Annotated in this window: 11 protein-coding genes; 7 read left to right on the forward strand and 4 right to left on the reverse strand. The window is 72.5% G+C overall.

What is annotated here, in order from left to right; translation table 11 throughout:
* Positions 1–23: 23 nt before the first annotated feature.
* The 5 genes from narI (at position 24) to GA0070610_RS14695 (ending at position 6,343) form a co-directional block, all read left to right on the forward strand.
* Positions 24–785, forward strand: a complete 762-nt coding sequence (gene narI / locus GA0070610_RS14675) for a respiratory nitrate reductase subunit gamma (protein WP_089000554.1) — start codon at positions 24–26, stop codon at positions 783–785.
* Between the two features lie 34 nt (positions 786–819).
* Positions 820–2,079, forward strand: coding sequence for an MFS transporter (locus GA0070610_RS14680; protein WP_089000555.1), 1,260 nt, complete (start codon positions 820–822; stop codon positions 2,077–2,079).
* A 363-nt stretch (positions 2,080–2,442) separates the two neighbouring features.
* On the forward strand, positions 2,443–3,810 hold the full coding sequence (locus tag GA0070610_RS14685; protein WP_089000556.1) for an endo-1,4-beta-xylanase: 1,368 nt from the start codon (positions 2,443–2,445) through the stop codon (positions 3,808–3,810).
* A 171-nt stretch (positions 3,811–3,981) separates the two neighbouring features.
* Positions 3,982–4,878 (forward strand): GNAT family N-acetyltransferase, encoded by an 897-nt coding sequence (locus GA0070610_RS14690; protein ID WP_089000557.1) that lies wholly within the window; start codon positions 3,982–3,984, stop codon positions 4,876–4,878.
* A gap of 136 nt (positions 4,879–5,014) precedes the next feature.
* Positions 5,015–6,343: an extracellular catalytic domain type 1 short-chain-length polyhydroxyalkanoate depolymerase gene (locus GA0070610_RS14695; RefSeq protein WP_089000558.1), complete on the forward strand. Its 1,329-nt coding sequence runs from the start codon at positions 5,015–5,017 to the stop codon at positions 6,341–6,343.
* Between the two features lie 185 nt (positions 6,344–6,528).
* Here the strand turns inward: GA0070610_RS14695 and GA0070610_RS14700 are convergent, their stop codons facing one another.
* The 3 genes from GA0070610_RS14700 to GA0070610_RS14710 form a co-directional block, all read right to left on the reverse strand.
* Positions 6,529–7,728: a hypothetical protein gene (locus tag GA0070610_RS14700; RefSeq protein ID WP_392567326.1), complete on the reverse strand. Its 1,200-nt coding sequence runs from the start codon at positions 7,726–7,728 to the stop codon at positions 6,529–6,531.
* Positions 7,729–7,834: 106 nt separating this feature from the next.
* On the reverse strand, positions 7,835–9,358 hold the full coding sequence (locus GA0070610_RS14705; protein ID WP_392567305.1) for a metallophosphoesterase family protein: 1,524 nt from the start codon (positions 9,356–9,358) through the stop codon (positions 7,835–7,837).
* 340 nt (positions 9,359–9,698) lie between these two features.
* Positions 9,699–11,732 carry a serine/threonine-protein kinase gene (locus tag GA0070610_RS14710; protein WP_157747157.1) on the reverse strand — a complete coding sequence of 678 codons (2,034 nt, stop codon included), beginning with the start codon at positions 11,730–11,732 and terminating at the stop codon, positions 9,699–9,701.
* 232 nt (positions 11,733–11,964) lie between these two features.
* Here GA0070610_RS14710 and GA0070610_RS14715 point away from each other — a divergent pair, with 232 nt between their 5' ends.
* Together GA0070610_RS14715 and GA0070610_RS14720 are read left to right on the forward strand one after the other, a co-directional pair.
* Positions 11,965–12,243, forward strand: coding sequence for a hypothetical protein (locus GA0070610_RS14715; protein ID WP_157747158.1), 279 nt, complete (start codon positions 11,965–11,967; stop codon positions 12,241–12,243).
* A 348-nt stretch (positions 12,244–12,591) separates the two neighbouring features.
* On the forward strand, positions 12,592–13,518 hold the full coding sequence (locus GA0070610_RS14720) for a mechanosensitive ion channel family protein (protein WP_089000563.1): 927 nt from the start codon (positions 12,592–12,594) through the stop codon (positions 13,516–13,518).
* On the opposite strand, the gene GA0070610_RS14725 is transcribed toward GA0070610_RS14720, so the two are convergent.
* Positions 13,487–14,719: a cation:proton antiporter domain-containing protein gene (locus GA0070610_RS14725; RefSeq protein WP_089000564.1), complete on the reverse strand. Its 1,233-nt coding sequence runs from the start codon at positions 14,717–14,719 to the stop codon at positions 13,487–13,489. The two genes, GA0070610_RS14720 and GA0070610_RS14725, sit on opposite strands and share 32 nt — an antisense overlap.
* Positions 14,720–15,041: the final 322 nt, after the last annotated feature.

Raw genomic sequence — 15,041 nt, forward strand, 5'->3', positions numbered from 1 at the left:
GTCGCGAACGAGGAGGGGCACCGATGAACACGCTGCTGTGGGTCGTGTACCCGTACCTGTGCCTGGTGGTGCTGGTCGGTGGGCTGATCTGGCGGCACCGGTACGACAAGTTCGGCTGGACCACCCGGTCCTCGCAGCTCTACGAGAGCACGATCCTGCGGTGGGGCAGCCCGCTGTTCCACTTCGGGGTGCTGATGGTCCTGATCGGACACGTCGGTGGCCTGCTGATCCCCGAGTCGTGGACCGAGGCGGTCGGCATCACCGAGCACGGCTACCACCTGATGGCCGTGTTCGTCGGCACGGTGGCCGGCTTCTGCACCCTGATCGGCCTGGGCATCCTCATCGCCCGCCGGCGGCTCACCGGCCCGGTCTTCGCCGCCACCACCCGCAACGACAAGGCCATGTACGTGGTGCTCGCCGGCGTGATCGTGCTCGGCCTGTGGGCGACCGTACGCGCCAACGTGTCGGGGCCGGGCTACAACTACCGCGAGACGATCTCCCCGTGGTTCCGGTCGCTGTTCTACCTGAGCCCGGACCCGGAGATCATGGCCGGCGTACCGGTGGCCTTCCAGATCCACATCCTGGCGGCGTTCGCCCTATTCGCGTTCTGGCCCTTCACCCGGCTGGTGCACGCGTTCAGCGCGCCGGTGGGCTACGCCACCCGCCCGTACGTCGTCTACCGCAGCCGCGACGACCGGCCCGGGTTGCGGCCGGGTCGCCCCGGCTGGGAGGGCCCGCCGAAGCTGCCCACCTCGCGCGGGGGCCGCAGCCGCTCGGGCCGGTGACGGCCGAACCAGGACGATTCGACGGAGAGCAGCCATGAGCATCCTCCCTGACGGACAGCCGACGCAGGCGACCTCCACCCCGGGTGCGGCCTCCCCCGGCGCTGGCGGCGGACCGGCGCCGGGCAGATCGGGCGCCACCACCCAGCTCGTCCTGGCCACCCTCGGCTTCCTGGTGAACTTCTGGGGGTGGGCGCTGCTGGGGCCGCTCGGCCCGGGCATCAAGGACCGCCTCGACCTCAGCTTCGCCGCGCAGTCCCTGCTGGTGGCCGTACCGGTGGTGGTCGGGTCGCTGGGCCGCATCCCGGTCGGCGCCCTCACCGACCGCTACGGCGCCCGGGTGGTCTTTCCGCTGGTCACGCTCGCCACGATCGTGCCGGTGCTGACCCTCAGCGTGGTCTCCTCCTATCCGGCGCTGATCGTGACGGGTTTCTTCCTGGGCATCGGCGGCACCGCCTTCGCCGTCGGCGTGCCGCTGGTCTCCGGCTGGTACCCGCCCGCGCGGCGCGGGTTCGCGATCGGCGTGTTCGGCATCGGCATGGGCGGCACGGCGATCGCCAACTTCACCACCGTCCGGCTCGCCGACGCCTACGGCTCCCGGGCGCCGTTCCTGCTGGTGGCCGCGATCCTCGCGGGCTACGCGGTGCTGTCGTTCCTGCTGCTGCGCGACGCGCCGGGGCGCGTCCGGCCGACCGGGTCGGCGTGGCGACGCCTCGCCGCGGTGGGCCGGCTGACCGTGACGTGGCAGTTGTGCTTCCTGTACGCGGTCGGCTTCGGCGGGTTCGTGGCCTTCAGCGTGTACCTGCCCGCGTACCTGAGCACCGCCTACGGGCTGGACGCCGCCGACGGCGCCTTGCGCACCGCCGGGTTCGTGGTCCTCGCCGTCCTCGCCCGCCCGCTGGGCGGCTGGCTCTCCGACCGGCTGCACCCGGTGCCCGTCCTGGTCTGGTGCTTCGCGGGGGTGGCCGCGTTCGCGGTGGTGCAGGCGTTCGAGCCCGCCCTGCTGCCCGTGGCGACCGTCGCGCTGCTCGGGATGGCGGTGCTGCTCGGCGCGTCCAGCGGGGCCGTCTTCGCCCTCGTCGGCAGGGTCGCCCCGGCCGATCAGGTGGGCGCGGTCACCGGCCTGGTCGGCGCCGCGGGCGGGCTGGGCGGGTTCGTCCCGCCGCTGGTGATGGGCTGGGTGTACGGCGTGCAGGGGTCGTACGCCATCGGCCTGATGCTGCTCTCCGACGTCGCGCTGGCGGCGGCGGTGTTCACGGCGGTGAAGATGGGCGGCCTGGCCAGGCGCGACGCCTGATCTCCGGTCGACGCCGGCCCGGCACCCTGCCGAGCGTTACGGAAGCACCCCGAAAAATCCGGTCGACGGACACTCACACCGATCGCATGTAGATCGGCGCGGGTGTCCGTCGCGTTGTCCCCCTCTGCGCTGACCTGGCATCCGGGTCGAGTCCACCGGAAGACGACCCTCCTTAGCTATCGTTAGTTTTCCGGAAATTCTTGCTCACCGATGCGATGCGCTGCCATACTCCACATCCACCAGGGTCGATGGTGACGGGCGCGCAGCCCTCGCGGTGCAGCCCCGCCAGCGGCCCCGGCCCGGCACACCCCCACCACCTCGGTCCGCCCTCGACGGTGCGGACCGGCCCCGGAAGGAGCAGGAATGATCGAGAGGTGCCACCGGGACACCCGGCCGAGATCGCGCCCCCGCCTGCACGCGGCCCTCGCCGTCGCCGCAGTGGGACTGCTCGCGGCGGCCGGCGCCACGGTCCTGCCCGGCGCGGCGAGCGCCGGGACCACCCTCGGCGCGTCGGCGGCGGAGCGCGGCCGCTACTTCGGCGCCGCCGTCGCCGCCAACAAGCTCAGCGACAACACCTACGTCACGATCCTCAATCGCGAGTTCAACTCGGTGACGCCCGAGAACGAGATGAAGATCGACGCCACCGAGCCGCAGCAGGGGCAGTTCACCTTCGCCAACGCGGACCGGATCGTCAGCCACGCCCGCAGCCGGGGCATGAGCGTACGGGGCCACACCCTGGCCTGGCACTCGCAGCAACCCGGCTGGATGCAGAACATGAGCGGCAGCGCGCTGCGCCAGGCGATGCTCAACCACGTCACGCAGGTGGCCACCCACTTCCGTGGTCAGGTGGTGGCCTGGGACGTGGTGAACGAGGCGTTCGCCGACGGCAGCAGCGGGGCCCGGCGCGACTCGAACCTCCAGCGCACCGGCAACGACTGGATCGAGGCGGCGTTCCGGGCCGCGCGGGCCGCCGACCCCGGCGCGAAGCTCTGCTACAACGACTACAACACCGACGACTGGAGCCACGCCAAGACCCAGGCCGTCTACGCCATGGTCCGCGACTTCAAGCAGCGTGGCGTGCCCATCGACTGCGTCGGCCTGCAGTCGCACTTCAACAGCGGCTCGCCCTACCCGGGCAACTACCGCACCACGCTGTCCAGCTTCGCGGCGCTCGGCGTCGACGTCCAGATCACCGAGCTGGACATCGCCGGGGCCTCGCCCACCACGTACCGCAACGTGGTCAACGACTGCCTCGCGGTGGCCCGGTGCACCGGCATCACCGTCTGGGGCATCCGGGACAGCGACTCCTGGCGGGCCTCCGACACACCGCTGCTGTTCGACAACGCCGGCAACCGCAAGCCCGCGTACGACGCGGTCCTCGCCGCCCTGAACAACGGCACTCCCCCGCCGACCACGCCGCCGCCGACGACCGGCCCGACCACCCCGCCGCCGGGCGGCGGAAGCTGCACCGCCACGCTGCGCGACGGCACCCGGTGGGGCGACCGGTTCAACAGCGAGGTGACGGTCAGCGGCGCCACCAACTGGACGGTCGTCGTCGCGGTGACGCCCCCGCAGAAGGTCTCCGCCACCTGGAACGGCACGCCGAGCTGGGACAGCAGCGGAAACGTCATGACCATGCGCTCGAACGGCAGCGGCAACGTCTTCGGGTTCACCACGATGGCCAACGGCAACTGGAGCCGCCCGCAGGTCTACTCCTGCACCGCCTCCTGAGCACGGCCGCCGGACGGTCCCGGGGCGGCGCCCGCCGCGCCGCCCCGGGACCGCCGGGTCGACTCCGGCCCCGGCCGTCGGGCGTCGGCCGACCGCCGGGCCGGCGCCATCGCGCGCGTCGCCGGAAGGGCACTGGCGTGGACCGTAGTTACCTGACTAAAGTCAGCCTTCATGGAAGCCGAGCGCATCGCCGCCGTGCGGCGGTTCAACCGGACGGTAACCCAGCGGGTGGGGGCACTCGACGACGAGTACATGGCGCGCGCCCGCCCCCTCGCGCAGGCCCGGCTGCTGTGGGAGATCGGTCCCGCCGGCGCCGAGGTCGCCGCGCTGCGGTCCCGGCTCGGGCTGGACTCGGGGCACCTCAGCCGCCTCCTGCGCGCCCTGGAGGGCGACGGGCTCGTCACCGTCGGGCCGGCCGAGCAGGCCGGCGGGGACGCCCGGGTGCGGGTCGCCACGCTCACCGACGCCGGCCGCGCCGAGTGGGCGGAGCTCGACGCGCGCTCCGACGAGTTCGCCCGGTCGATCCTCGCACCGCTGACCGGGCGGCACCGCGAGCGGCTCGTCGCGGCGATGGCCGAGGTGCAGCGGCTACTCGTCGCGTCGATGGTGCTCGTCGGGCCCTGCCCGCCGGGCGACCCGCGGGCACGCGCCTGCGTACGGGCCTACGCCCGGGAGGTGGCGCGGCGCTTCGACGGCGGGTTCGATCCGGCCCGCAGCAACCCGGTCCGCGACGAGGAACTCGTCCCCCCGGCGGGCGTGTTCCTGCTCGCCACGCTCAACGCCGAGCCGGTCGGCTGCGGCGCGGTGAAGCTGCACCCGGGCGCTCCCGCCGAGATCAAGCGGGTCTGGGTGGCGGACTCCGTACGCGGGCTCGGGCTCGGGCGGCGGCTGCTGGGCGAGTTGGAGCGGCACGCCGCCGAGCGGGGCTGGACCGCCGTCCGGCTGGACACCAACCGCAACCTCACGGAGGCGATCGCGATGTACCGGGCGGCCGGCTACCGGGAGATCGGGGCGTACAACGCCGAGCCCTACGCCCACCACTGGTTCGAGAAGCGACTGACACCGTGACGACCCGGGCGGCGCTTGCGGGACCCTCGATATTCATGGAGACTTGTCGATGCTTCTGAGCCGGATGTGATCGGGTAGCCGGGCAGCCCTCGATCGGCACCCCACCCTGTCCGCCGTCTGAGGAGAGGAACAGTTGATGAGAGCCAGACTCCGACTGCTGGGCGCCGCCCTGGCCGCCGCCGCGCTGACCGCGCTGGCGGCGGTGACGCTCGCCCCGCCGGCGTCCGCCGCGACGCTGACCGAGGTGACGAACTTCGGCCCCAACCCGAGCAGCCTGCGCATGTACCTGTACGTGCCGGACGCCGTCGCGCCCCGGCCGGGGCTGCTGGTCGCGGTGCACTACTGCACCGGCACCGGCCCCGCCATGTACGCCAACACCCAGTACGCGGCCCTGGCCGACCGGTACGGCTACATCGTCGTCTACCCGTCGGTCACCCGCAGCAGCCAGTGCTTCGACGTCTCCTCCCCGCAGGCGCTGCGCCGCGACGGCGGCAGCGACCCGGTGGGCATCAAGTCGATGGTCGACCACGTCCGGCAGCGGTACGCCGTCGACCCCGACCGGATCTTCGCCACCGGCATCTCGTCCGGCGCCATGATGACCAACGTCCTGCTCGGGCTCTATCCCGACGTGTTCAGCGCCGGCGCGGCGTTCTCCGGCGTCCCCTTCGGCTGCTTCGCCACCACCAACGGCTCCGAGTGGAACAGCGAGTGCGCCAACGGCCAGGTCAGCAGGACCCCGCAGCAGTGGGGAGACCTGGTCCGCAACGCCTACCCGGGCTACACCGGGCGGCGACCGCGCATGCAGACATGGCACGGGACGAACGACGAGGTGCTGCGCTACCCCAACTTCGGCGAGCAGATCAAGCAGTGGACCAACGTGCACGGGCTGAGCCAGACGCCGACGTACACCGACAGCCCGCAGGCCGGCTACACCCGCACCCGCTACGGCGGCAGCGGCGACCGGGCACCGGTCGAGGCGATCAGCATGCAGGGCGTGTCGCACAACCTGCCGGTCGACGCGGCGCAGGCGATCCGCTTCTTCGGCCTCGACACCACCGCTCCCCCCACGACCCCGCCGCCCACGACGCCGCCCCCGACGACCCCGCCGCCCAGCACTCCCCCGCCCAGCACCCCGCCGCCCGTGCCGGGCGGCTGCCGGGTCGGCTACACCGTCAACGCGTGGAACGCCGGGCTGACCGCCTCGGTCACCGTCACCAACACCGGCACCGCGACGGTCGACGGCTGGTCGCTGGCCTTCCCGCTGCCCGCCGGGCAGAACATCACCAACGGCTGGAACGCGACGTACGCCCCCACCAGCGGGGCGGTCACCGCCCGCAACGTCTCCTACAACGCCACCATCGCGCCCGGCGCGTCGGTCAGCGTGGGCTTCCAGGCCACCCACACCGGCGACACGGGACGCCCCTCCTCGTTCACCCTCAACGGCGTCACCTGCACGATCGCCTGAACCGGCCGGGGCGGCGCCGACCCCGGCGCCGCCCCGGCGGACAGCCGGTGCGCCACCGCAGCCGGATCCCTGTCACTACCGTCCCGGGATGCGGTGGACGGTGGCCCGACGGAGCCTCGCCGTGCTGGCCGGCTGGTACGCGTTCGCCGTGCTCGCACCGGTCGCGGCGGCGACCTGGATGTGGGTCAGCGCAGCGTGGAGCCGGTCAGCGTCGGGTTGCGGGCGCCCAGGAAGAAGATGCCGGGGTACCCGCGCGTCTCGAAGCCGTCGCTCGGGTTGCGGCGCAGGGTGGAGTCCTCGATCCGCATGGTGCCGGTGCGGTCGTTGCTGACGAAGAAGACGGCCCCGCCGCCCTCGTTCGCCTCGTTGCCCTCGATGATCGTGCCGGCGATCCGGACGCTGAACTCGTTGCCGTCGCAGTAGATCGCCCCGCCGCTGCCGCCGCCCGGCGTGCCGGCCCTGGCCGGGTTGGCCCCGGTGCCGACCGCCCGGTTGCCGGTCAGGACGCTGTTCAGCACCACCCAGCTGACGCCGATGCTGCTCAACGCGCCGCCGTTGGCGCAGACGCCGCCGTCGAACGTGCTGCCCACCACGTACACGGGTCCGTTCTCGTACTGGCTGAGCACCCGGATGGCCGCGCCGCCCAGGTCGGGGCCGGTACGGTCGCAGCGGTTGCGCACGAACCGCGAGTTGACCACCTTGAACCGGCCGCCCCGGACGAAGATCGCCCCACCGCCGCCGCCCTCGGTCCGCTCGCCGCTGGAGTTGCCGTCGGCGAAGGTCAGGTTCTGCACGGTGAGCTGCGGGTGGTCCTGGTTGTGGCAGTGCGAGGTGGTCCAGCCCTGCGCTTCGTCACAGGTGTTCATGTAGAGGATCCGCCGCCGCCCCTGGCCGCTGAGGGTGACCTTGCCGCCGCCGTCCAGCACCACCCTCGGCCCGTTGGCGTTGCGGACCTTGGCGGTGGCCGTCATCGTGATCGTCACCGGGTCCGGCCCGCAGTCGAAGGTGATGACGCCGCCGGCCGCCACCGCCTTCACCACCGCGGCCGAGGTGCAGCTGGCGGCGGTGCCGTCGCCGATCGTCCGCGTCGGCTTCGACGTGTCGACGGCCCGTGCCTGCGCCGGCACGTCCGCGCCGCCCCTCGGGTTGCCGGCCTTCAACGTCCCGCCCTTCGTCGAGGGTGCGGGGGTCGCGCTCGCGGAGAGCCCGCCGAGGCCGGAACGGGCTGTCGGGGCGCTACCGGGGCTGGTCGCCCCGACGGTGCCGGACGGCGCCGGCGCGGCCACCGGGGCCGACGCCGCGTCGCCGTCGGTCGTGGAGTTTCCGCAGGCGGGCAGGCCCGCCCCGGCGACGGTCAGGGCGAGCAGGGCGACAAGTGGCTTCACACGCACGCCGTGATGCTATGAGCCACGCGGACCGATGAGCGAATCCGTCGCCCGGCCCGACACCCGCGCGCACCACCACGGGCCACGGAAGCCCATGGTGTCGCGTCTACCGGTTCGCGGGACGAACAACCGGGGTGGGCGCGCCGGAGGTCGGGGGAACGCCGACCGGAGGAGCTTCGATCACCTTGCGGTCGAGGCTGACCTGTGCGGTGCCGGTGCCGCCGACCCGGATGTCGTCGTACGCCTTGAGCTGGCGGTCCGGGCCGAGATAGAGAACCGACATGGCCAGCGGTGTCGGCTCGTCGCCTTCGAGGCCTCGCAGCCCTGCCCCACCGGTGGACCCCTGCACCACCAGTCGCGTGGTCACCTCACCGGTCGGTGGCAGCACCGTCACTTCCCGACGGTGGGTGTGCCCGGCCAGCACGACAGGCGCGAGGCCGTTGAGCGCAGGGGCGGACGCCGGGTCGTGCACCAGTGCGAGATCCACGGGGGCGTCCAGGGCCCGGATCGTGGTGGCCAGGAGTTCACCGGCGCCCTCGACCGTCGTCGGCGACTCGTCCCAGGGGCCGGAGGCCTCCTCCCGCTTGTCGGGAGTGAAACGGGGATCGGCGATCCCCGCGATCCTCAGCCCCGCGACGAGCGTGACGGAGTTGTCGAGCACGACCGCGTTGGGCTGGCTGGCCACCGCGGCAGCGGTGCGGGGCGAGTCGTGGTTGCCGCGGATGTAGACGTAGGGCACGTCGAGGTGACTGATCATGGAGACGTAGGTGGTCTCGGGTTCGCTGCCCCAGTCGGTGATGTCACCGGTGTCGATCACCGCGTCGATGTCGTACTGGTCGACGACAGTCTTGATCACCGGCCAGGCGGCCGGATTGAGGTGCAGGTCCGAGACGTGCAGCAGCCTGGTGGTGTCCGGGGACGCCTGGTAGATCGGCAGGCTGGACACGGTGGCGTACAGCTTGCCGACGTTGCCCACCAGCCGTTGCAGCTGCTCGGCGTAGCGGCCGTAGTCGTCGGCGATCCGCTGGGCGTCACCGATCAACGCGGGGGCGTTGGCCAGCAGTCCCTCGTAGCGCGGCTCCGCCAGCGCCTGCGGTCGCAGCGTCGCGGCGGCGGTGCCGAGGGTGCCGCCGGTGATCAGCAGGGCCAGGCCGCCGGACCAGGCGACCCGGCGGACGGACCTGAAGGTCACGGCGGCGAGCAGCATCGAGGCCAGGACCGCCACCCCGAGCGTACGCAGCCCGAGGCGCACCAGCGCGTCACGGAGGTCCTGCGGTGCTGTCTCCCCGGCACGGGCGAGAGCTGCGGGATCGTTGATCAGCGCCTCGGTCCGTCGTTGGTCCAGCGAGTCGAGGCGGGCGGTCAGCCGGGCCGGACCCTCGTGGCTGTCGAGGAAGAGCGACCCCAGGGGTGGCACGGCCACCTCGGTGCCTCCGTCCGCGGCGAGGCTCACGTGGAACGCGACCCGGAACGGGCCGACGTCGCTCTCGCCTCTGCCACCCAGCACGACACCGACAATGACACCGACGCTGGTGACGGCCACGAGCGCGGCCACGGTCATGGCCCGCCTGGCCCATCGGGACCGGACGAACCGGGACGCACCTGTCCTGATGCCTCGCAGGCTCGGCATCATGTCGCGGTAGCGCGACCGACGGGCACCGGGGTGTAGGGTCACGGTCGGAGTCCGATCTGTTGCTCAGGAGGGGGCGGTCGGAAGCGCAGCACGACAGCTCCGGCCGCGACCGCGCCGGACGTGCGCCTTCCGACTGCCCGGACCTTCGGCCTCACCGAAACCTGCACACATGCAACAATCCCTGCGGCTGTCACGCTACCCGTCGGGACGCGGACCGGCCAGATACGCTGTCGGCCCCGACCGTCGGGCGGGCGCCACAGGTCCGGTTGCCTGGTCCCCGGCATACGCAAGAGCACGACACTCCGACGATCCGTCAGCCGAGGCCCCTGCGGGGCTGTCACACAGCGATCCGCGGTGAGCCGGTCACGGATCCGCCCACCCCCGGTGACCCGGTGACGGAAGGGTCGGCGGAGGTCGGCGGGCCGGGCGGGTCGCTGGGTCGGGGGTCCGGGACGAATTCGTCGCCTGGCGGCGGCGATGCCGAGGCGCTGCTCGGCGGCGGGTCGGTGCTCGGCGAGGGATCGACACTCGGCGGCGGGTCGGTGCCCGGCGACGGCTCCGTGCTCGGCGAGGGATCGACGGGCGGTGGAGGCATGGTGGTGTCCTGGGGGTCCCCGGTCGCCGGCGGGCTGGCGGGCGGCTGCGGGTCACCTCCCGGGTCGGGCTCCAGCGGAAGCGGATCGATGTCCTGCGCAGTCGTGGGCTCCCCCGGCGCGGCGTTGGGCGACGGCGTGGAGGCAGTCCCATCGGCCGGCCGACCCTTTCCTGCCGAAGGGGCGGCGGCGGACGACGGAGCGGACCCGACGACGGGCGACGCGATCTGGCTCACCACCCGGTCACACGGCAGGCCGTTGACGGAGAACGCGACCGGAGCCCTCAGACGTTCGGCCTCGACCGTCCCCCGCAGCGCCGCTGCCAGGGTCGCGCCGGGTGCCAGCGGCCTCGCCGGGGCGAGGGTCACCCGGCGGCGGTCCTGATCCCAGGACGTGCCGGTGGTGAGCACCCGGTGGCCGGGAGGCAGCGCGAACGCCAGTGACCAGTCACGCAGCCACTGCCCCCCGATGTTGGTGACGGCCAGGTCGGCACGGAAGCTCCCGTCCGCCATCTGGTGGGCGGTGTACCGGGCGGCGCAGCCGCCGGACTGCGGATCGGTGCTGCCGTTGTCGCTGTCCGCGGCATCGTCGAGCCCGGTGAAGCCCGGCAACTGGCCGACGAGTACCGCGGCGAGCAGGACCGCCGGTACGCCGATGGCGGCCCTGGAGCGGAGGCTGCGCAGACGTGCAGGACCCGGTACCGGCACGGTCCCGGGCCGCGTGTCCGCGGTGCGGGCCGGAGCCCTCGGACCACCGGTGAGCTCACGGGTCGATCCGGTGGCCGCCGGCGGGTCGGACACCGCGGCCGCAGGCCGCACCGACACCACCTCCACGCCGGTGGCGCCCCGTAGGGCGACTGCCACCTGGCCGGCCTCCGGCCGGCGACCCGCTTCCGACGACAGGCAACGCCCCACCAGGTCGGCCACCTCGTCCGGCAGTCCGGGAACGGACGGGACCTCGGCAGCACCCCGGCCGTGCCGCAGCTCAGCGGGACTCAGCCCGCTGACACACTCGGCCAGCACCAGGCCCAGGGCGAAGATGTCGCCGGCTGGCGCCGCCGTGGCACCGGCCGCCTGCTCCGGAGCCAGGTATGCCGGCGTGCCCCAGATCAGTTCCCCCTCGTCGGCGGGGTCCTGGCCGACACCTGCGGCGATGCCGAAGTCGACGACCTTGATCCCCCGGGAACCGAGCATCACGTTGCCGGGTTTGACGTCGCGGTGGACGAGTCCGAGGGCGTGTGCGGCGGCGAGGGCGTCCGCCACGGCGGCACCCACCCGGGCGACGTCGCGCCAGGGCATCCGTCCCGACCGGCGCAGACAGGCGGCCAGGGTCTCGCCGTCGACGAACTCCATGACGAGGAACGGTGCCCGCCCTCTGCCGAGACGCCGCTGCTCACCGTAGTCGTAGACGCCGGCGACGTGCGGATGGTCGAGTCTTGCCGCAGCGAGCGCCTCACCGCGCAGCCGCCCACGCGCCGCCGGGTCATCCAGCAACTCCGCGGAGAGCATCTTCACCGCCACTGTGCGCTGAAGCCGCAGATCGAAACCGCGCCAGACCACCGCCATGCCACCCTGCCCGACCGGTTCGTCGAGCCGGTAGCGCTGCTGCAGGAGTCGCATGTGTTCGTCTCCCCGGTCGTCGTACGGCGTCGACGCGATCGGGGCGGGATTCCGCTCCGGTCGCGCCGTTGTTTCCGTCGACGCTGGGCGGTACCCGACGCTCGTGGACCCAAACCCCTGCTCACAGTCCTCCGGACCACGGCGGGGATTGTCATGCAACCGTCATCGTCCTGCGGTCGTGCCGCCACATGCGGGGGAAGTTCTTGTCCATGCGGCACGACGGAGAGGAGGGACCGCGATGGGTGGACGGCATCGCCGGGTGCGTCCGGCGCTGGCGACCCTTCCGGCGCTGGTCCTACTCGCCACGGGCTGCACGAGCCCACCAGCGGCCCCTCAGCCCAGTCCCGAACCGGTGCCCACCACCCGGCCCGGCACCGTCGCCCGAGCGGAGGTGGGCGACCGGCTCACCATGACCGCCGCAGTCGACCGGATCATCACCGACACCGCGTTCGTCGTACGCGACGAGGATCTGACCGGCGGTATCCTGCTCGTGCTGACGACGGGTCCGTCGGCGCCGGCTGCGCCGCAGCTCGTGACCGTGCGGGGCACCGTCATCCGGTTCTCCCACGGCGCCCTCAGCGCCCGCTACCGCCTCGGATCCCCGGAACCGTACCGGGCCTTCGAAGGTGGGCGGGCGCTCGTGGCCCAGGATCTGAAGGTCTGGCAATGAGCCTCTCGACGCGGCCCGGGCTCCCCGGAGTCATCGGCCAGGCGGGGTGCGCCGGCCTCGCCGTCATTCTCGTCGCGACCTTCTCCGAGCGCCGTCACCCTTCCCGTTAGTACGGTGGTTACCGACGATCGCCGGTCTGCCGGTGGGCCGTCATCCTCGTCTGGTGAGCGGACAGCCCAACATCGAGGCACACCATCCTGCCGAAGTTGCCCGCCATGACTCCCGCGGACCACCCGCTCTCCCATACCAGGCGCATTCCGATATCTCGTCGCCGACGGCTGCCTATGGTGGAGGCGACGCGACGGACGCGCGTGCGCCGTTCGCCACCGAGGACGATGGGCAAGCAGCATGGAGCGGTTCCTGGAGGCTGTCTGGGACACGAGCAGCGTGGGCGGCCGCCTCGTGACCAGCGTCGTCCTGATCGTGCTAGCCATCGTGCTCGCCCCCCTGGCCGGCCGCCTGGCCACCCTCCGGGTACACGACACGACCAACCGTTACTACCTGCGCAAGGCGGTGCACTACCTGACCGTCGTGGCGTTGCTGTTCGCGCTGGCACTGCTGTGGCGGCCGTTCGCCGGCCGGGTCGGTGTGGTCTTCGGCCTGCTCGCCGCCGGTCTCGCGCTGGCCATGCAGGAGGTCATCGGCGCGTTCGCCGGATGGGTCAGCATCCTCACCGGCCGGCAGTTCCGCGTCGGTGACCGGATACAGATGTGCGGGGTCCGCGGCGACGTCCTGGACATCACCCCGCTGCGTACCCGCATCCTGGAAAGCGGCTCCTCCTCCGACCCGGAATCCTGGATCCGCGGCCGCCAGTACACCGGACGTGTGGTCTCCCTGTCGAACCGCTTCGTGTTCAGCGCACCGGTCTACAACAGCAGCACGGTGCTGGACCATCTGTGGGAGGAGCTGACCCTGCCCGTCCCCTACGAGGCGGACTGGCACCTGGCGGAGCGCATCCTGTGCGAGGAGGCGGAGAACGTCTCCTCGACGGTCGAGGCGCGAGGCGCCATCGAGCAGATGCGTCACCGCTACCCGGTCGCCGACGCGGAGGTCGATCCCCGCGTCTTCATCCGCGCCACCCCCAACTGGGTCGAGCTGTCGGCGCGGTTCGTGGTGCCGGTGCGCGCCGCACGACAGGTCAAGGACAAGGTCACCCGGCGGGTGCTGGAGCGCTTCGCCGAGAACGGCATCCGGGTGGCGTCGGTGACGCAGGACATCACCGTCCACCCGCCGCAGTCCCCGGCTACCGGCGCCGCCCCGGATGGTCGTCGGTGACGGCCGCCGACCGGCGGGCGTACCAGCGACGGCCCGGCGTGGCGGTGATGCCGTGCACCACGGTGCTCGCGACCACCACCAGGCTGCCGGCCGCCCACAGCCGGGGATCCCGGGCTCCCTCCTCCTGGCTGTGAGTGAGATAGAACAGCGCCGACACGCCGATCGGCCCGAACCAGCCCAGGAACACCACGCTTCGCCGGGGCATCCCCAGTACGCGTTTCAGCGCGAGCACCACCGGCAGGCGACGCAACACCAGCACCGCGACCACGAAGGCCGCCAGGGGCCAGCCCAGGTCGGCCCAGTCACGCCACGGCACCTCGACGCCGAGCAGAAAGAACAACGGCAGCACCAGATAACGGGTAAGCGCGTCGTCGAGCCTCTGCTCGGATGCACGTGACCGGTCGCCGATCACCGCGTTGTAGGCCAGGCCGGCGGCGAACACCGCGAGGATGCCGTCCGTGCGCGCCACGCGGGCGACCCCCAGTGCCGCGATGCCGAGCACGACCGTGAAGATCAGCAGGGAGCCCTCGTCCACGTCCTCCCGGGCCTCGGCCGTCATGACGGCCCGGCCGGCGGCGTAGCCGACCGCCAGGCCAACCACCACGGCCCCCACCACCCCCCACACCGCCGTGCCGAGCTGCCCGGCGAAAGATCCGGACGTCACGGCGGACAGCGCGAGCACGACGAACACGAAGGCGAGCCCGTCGTTGGCACCCGACTCGCCACTGATCACCTGACGTAGCCGAGCCGGCAGCTGCCGTTCGGCTGGCCCGCCCGAGACGATGCTGGATGCGAGGACCGGGTCGGTCGGCGTCAGACAGGCACCCAGCAGCGCGGCCAGGGCCACCGGAAGGCCGAGAACGAGCCAGGCCAGACCAGCGCTGACCACGGCCATTCCTGCCATCGCAACGGCGAGGAGCACACCGATCGGACGAATCACCGACCGGTACTCCGGCAGCGGAAAGCGCAGCGCGACGGCCATCAGCGAGATGGCCAGCAGGACCCGGCTCGCCTCCAGGGTCAGTACGGACGCCTGGCGGTGGGGCAGGTCGATCAGCCCGAGGACCGGACCTACCAGTACGCCCAGCAGCAGCGCGAGCAGAGGCTCACTGACCGGTACCCGACGGATGGCGCTGGACCAGAAGGCCAGCAGCACACCCAGGACACCGACCAGGGCGTAGCTGAGGTGAAGCAGGTCCATCCTGCGGCGCTACCCGTTTCGTGTCCGCTGCACACCTTCGCGCGGGCACCTGCCGCGGACGGTCACGTCGACTGGGGTCCGGCAGCGACGCAGGCCGGGCAGGCAGCGGCCTGGTCCGGTGATCCTGCCGTTGGTGAGGTGGCTGGTCGCACGACACTGCTCGCCCGAGAGGTGCGGGTCACGGTCCCCAGCGACGGAGCACCGGCGACTGATCCCGCCGGCTCCGGGCCGGCCAGCGCTGAGCCGCCCAGCGTGTCGCAAGCACCGTGCCCCGTGCCCCGGGTCGACGGACGGGGCGCGCCACGGTCCGTCGTACGCCACG

Origin of the sequence: Micromonospora echinofusca, assembly GCF_900091445.1 — a bacterium.
Lineage (GTDB): Bacteria > Actinomycetota > Actinomycetes > Mycobacteriales > Micromonosporaceae > Micromonospora > Micromonospora echinofusca.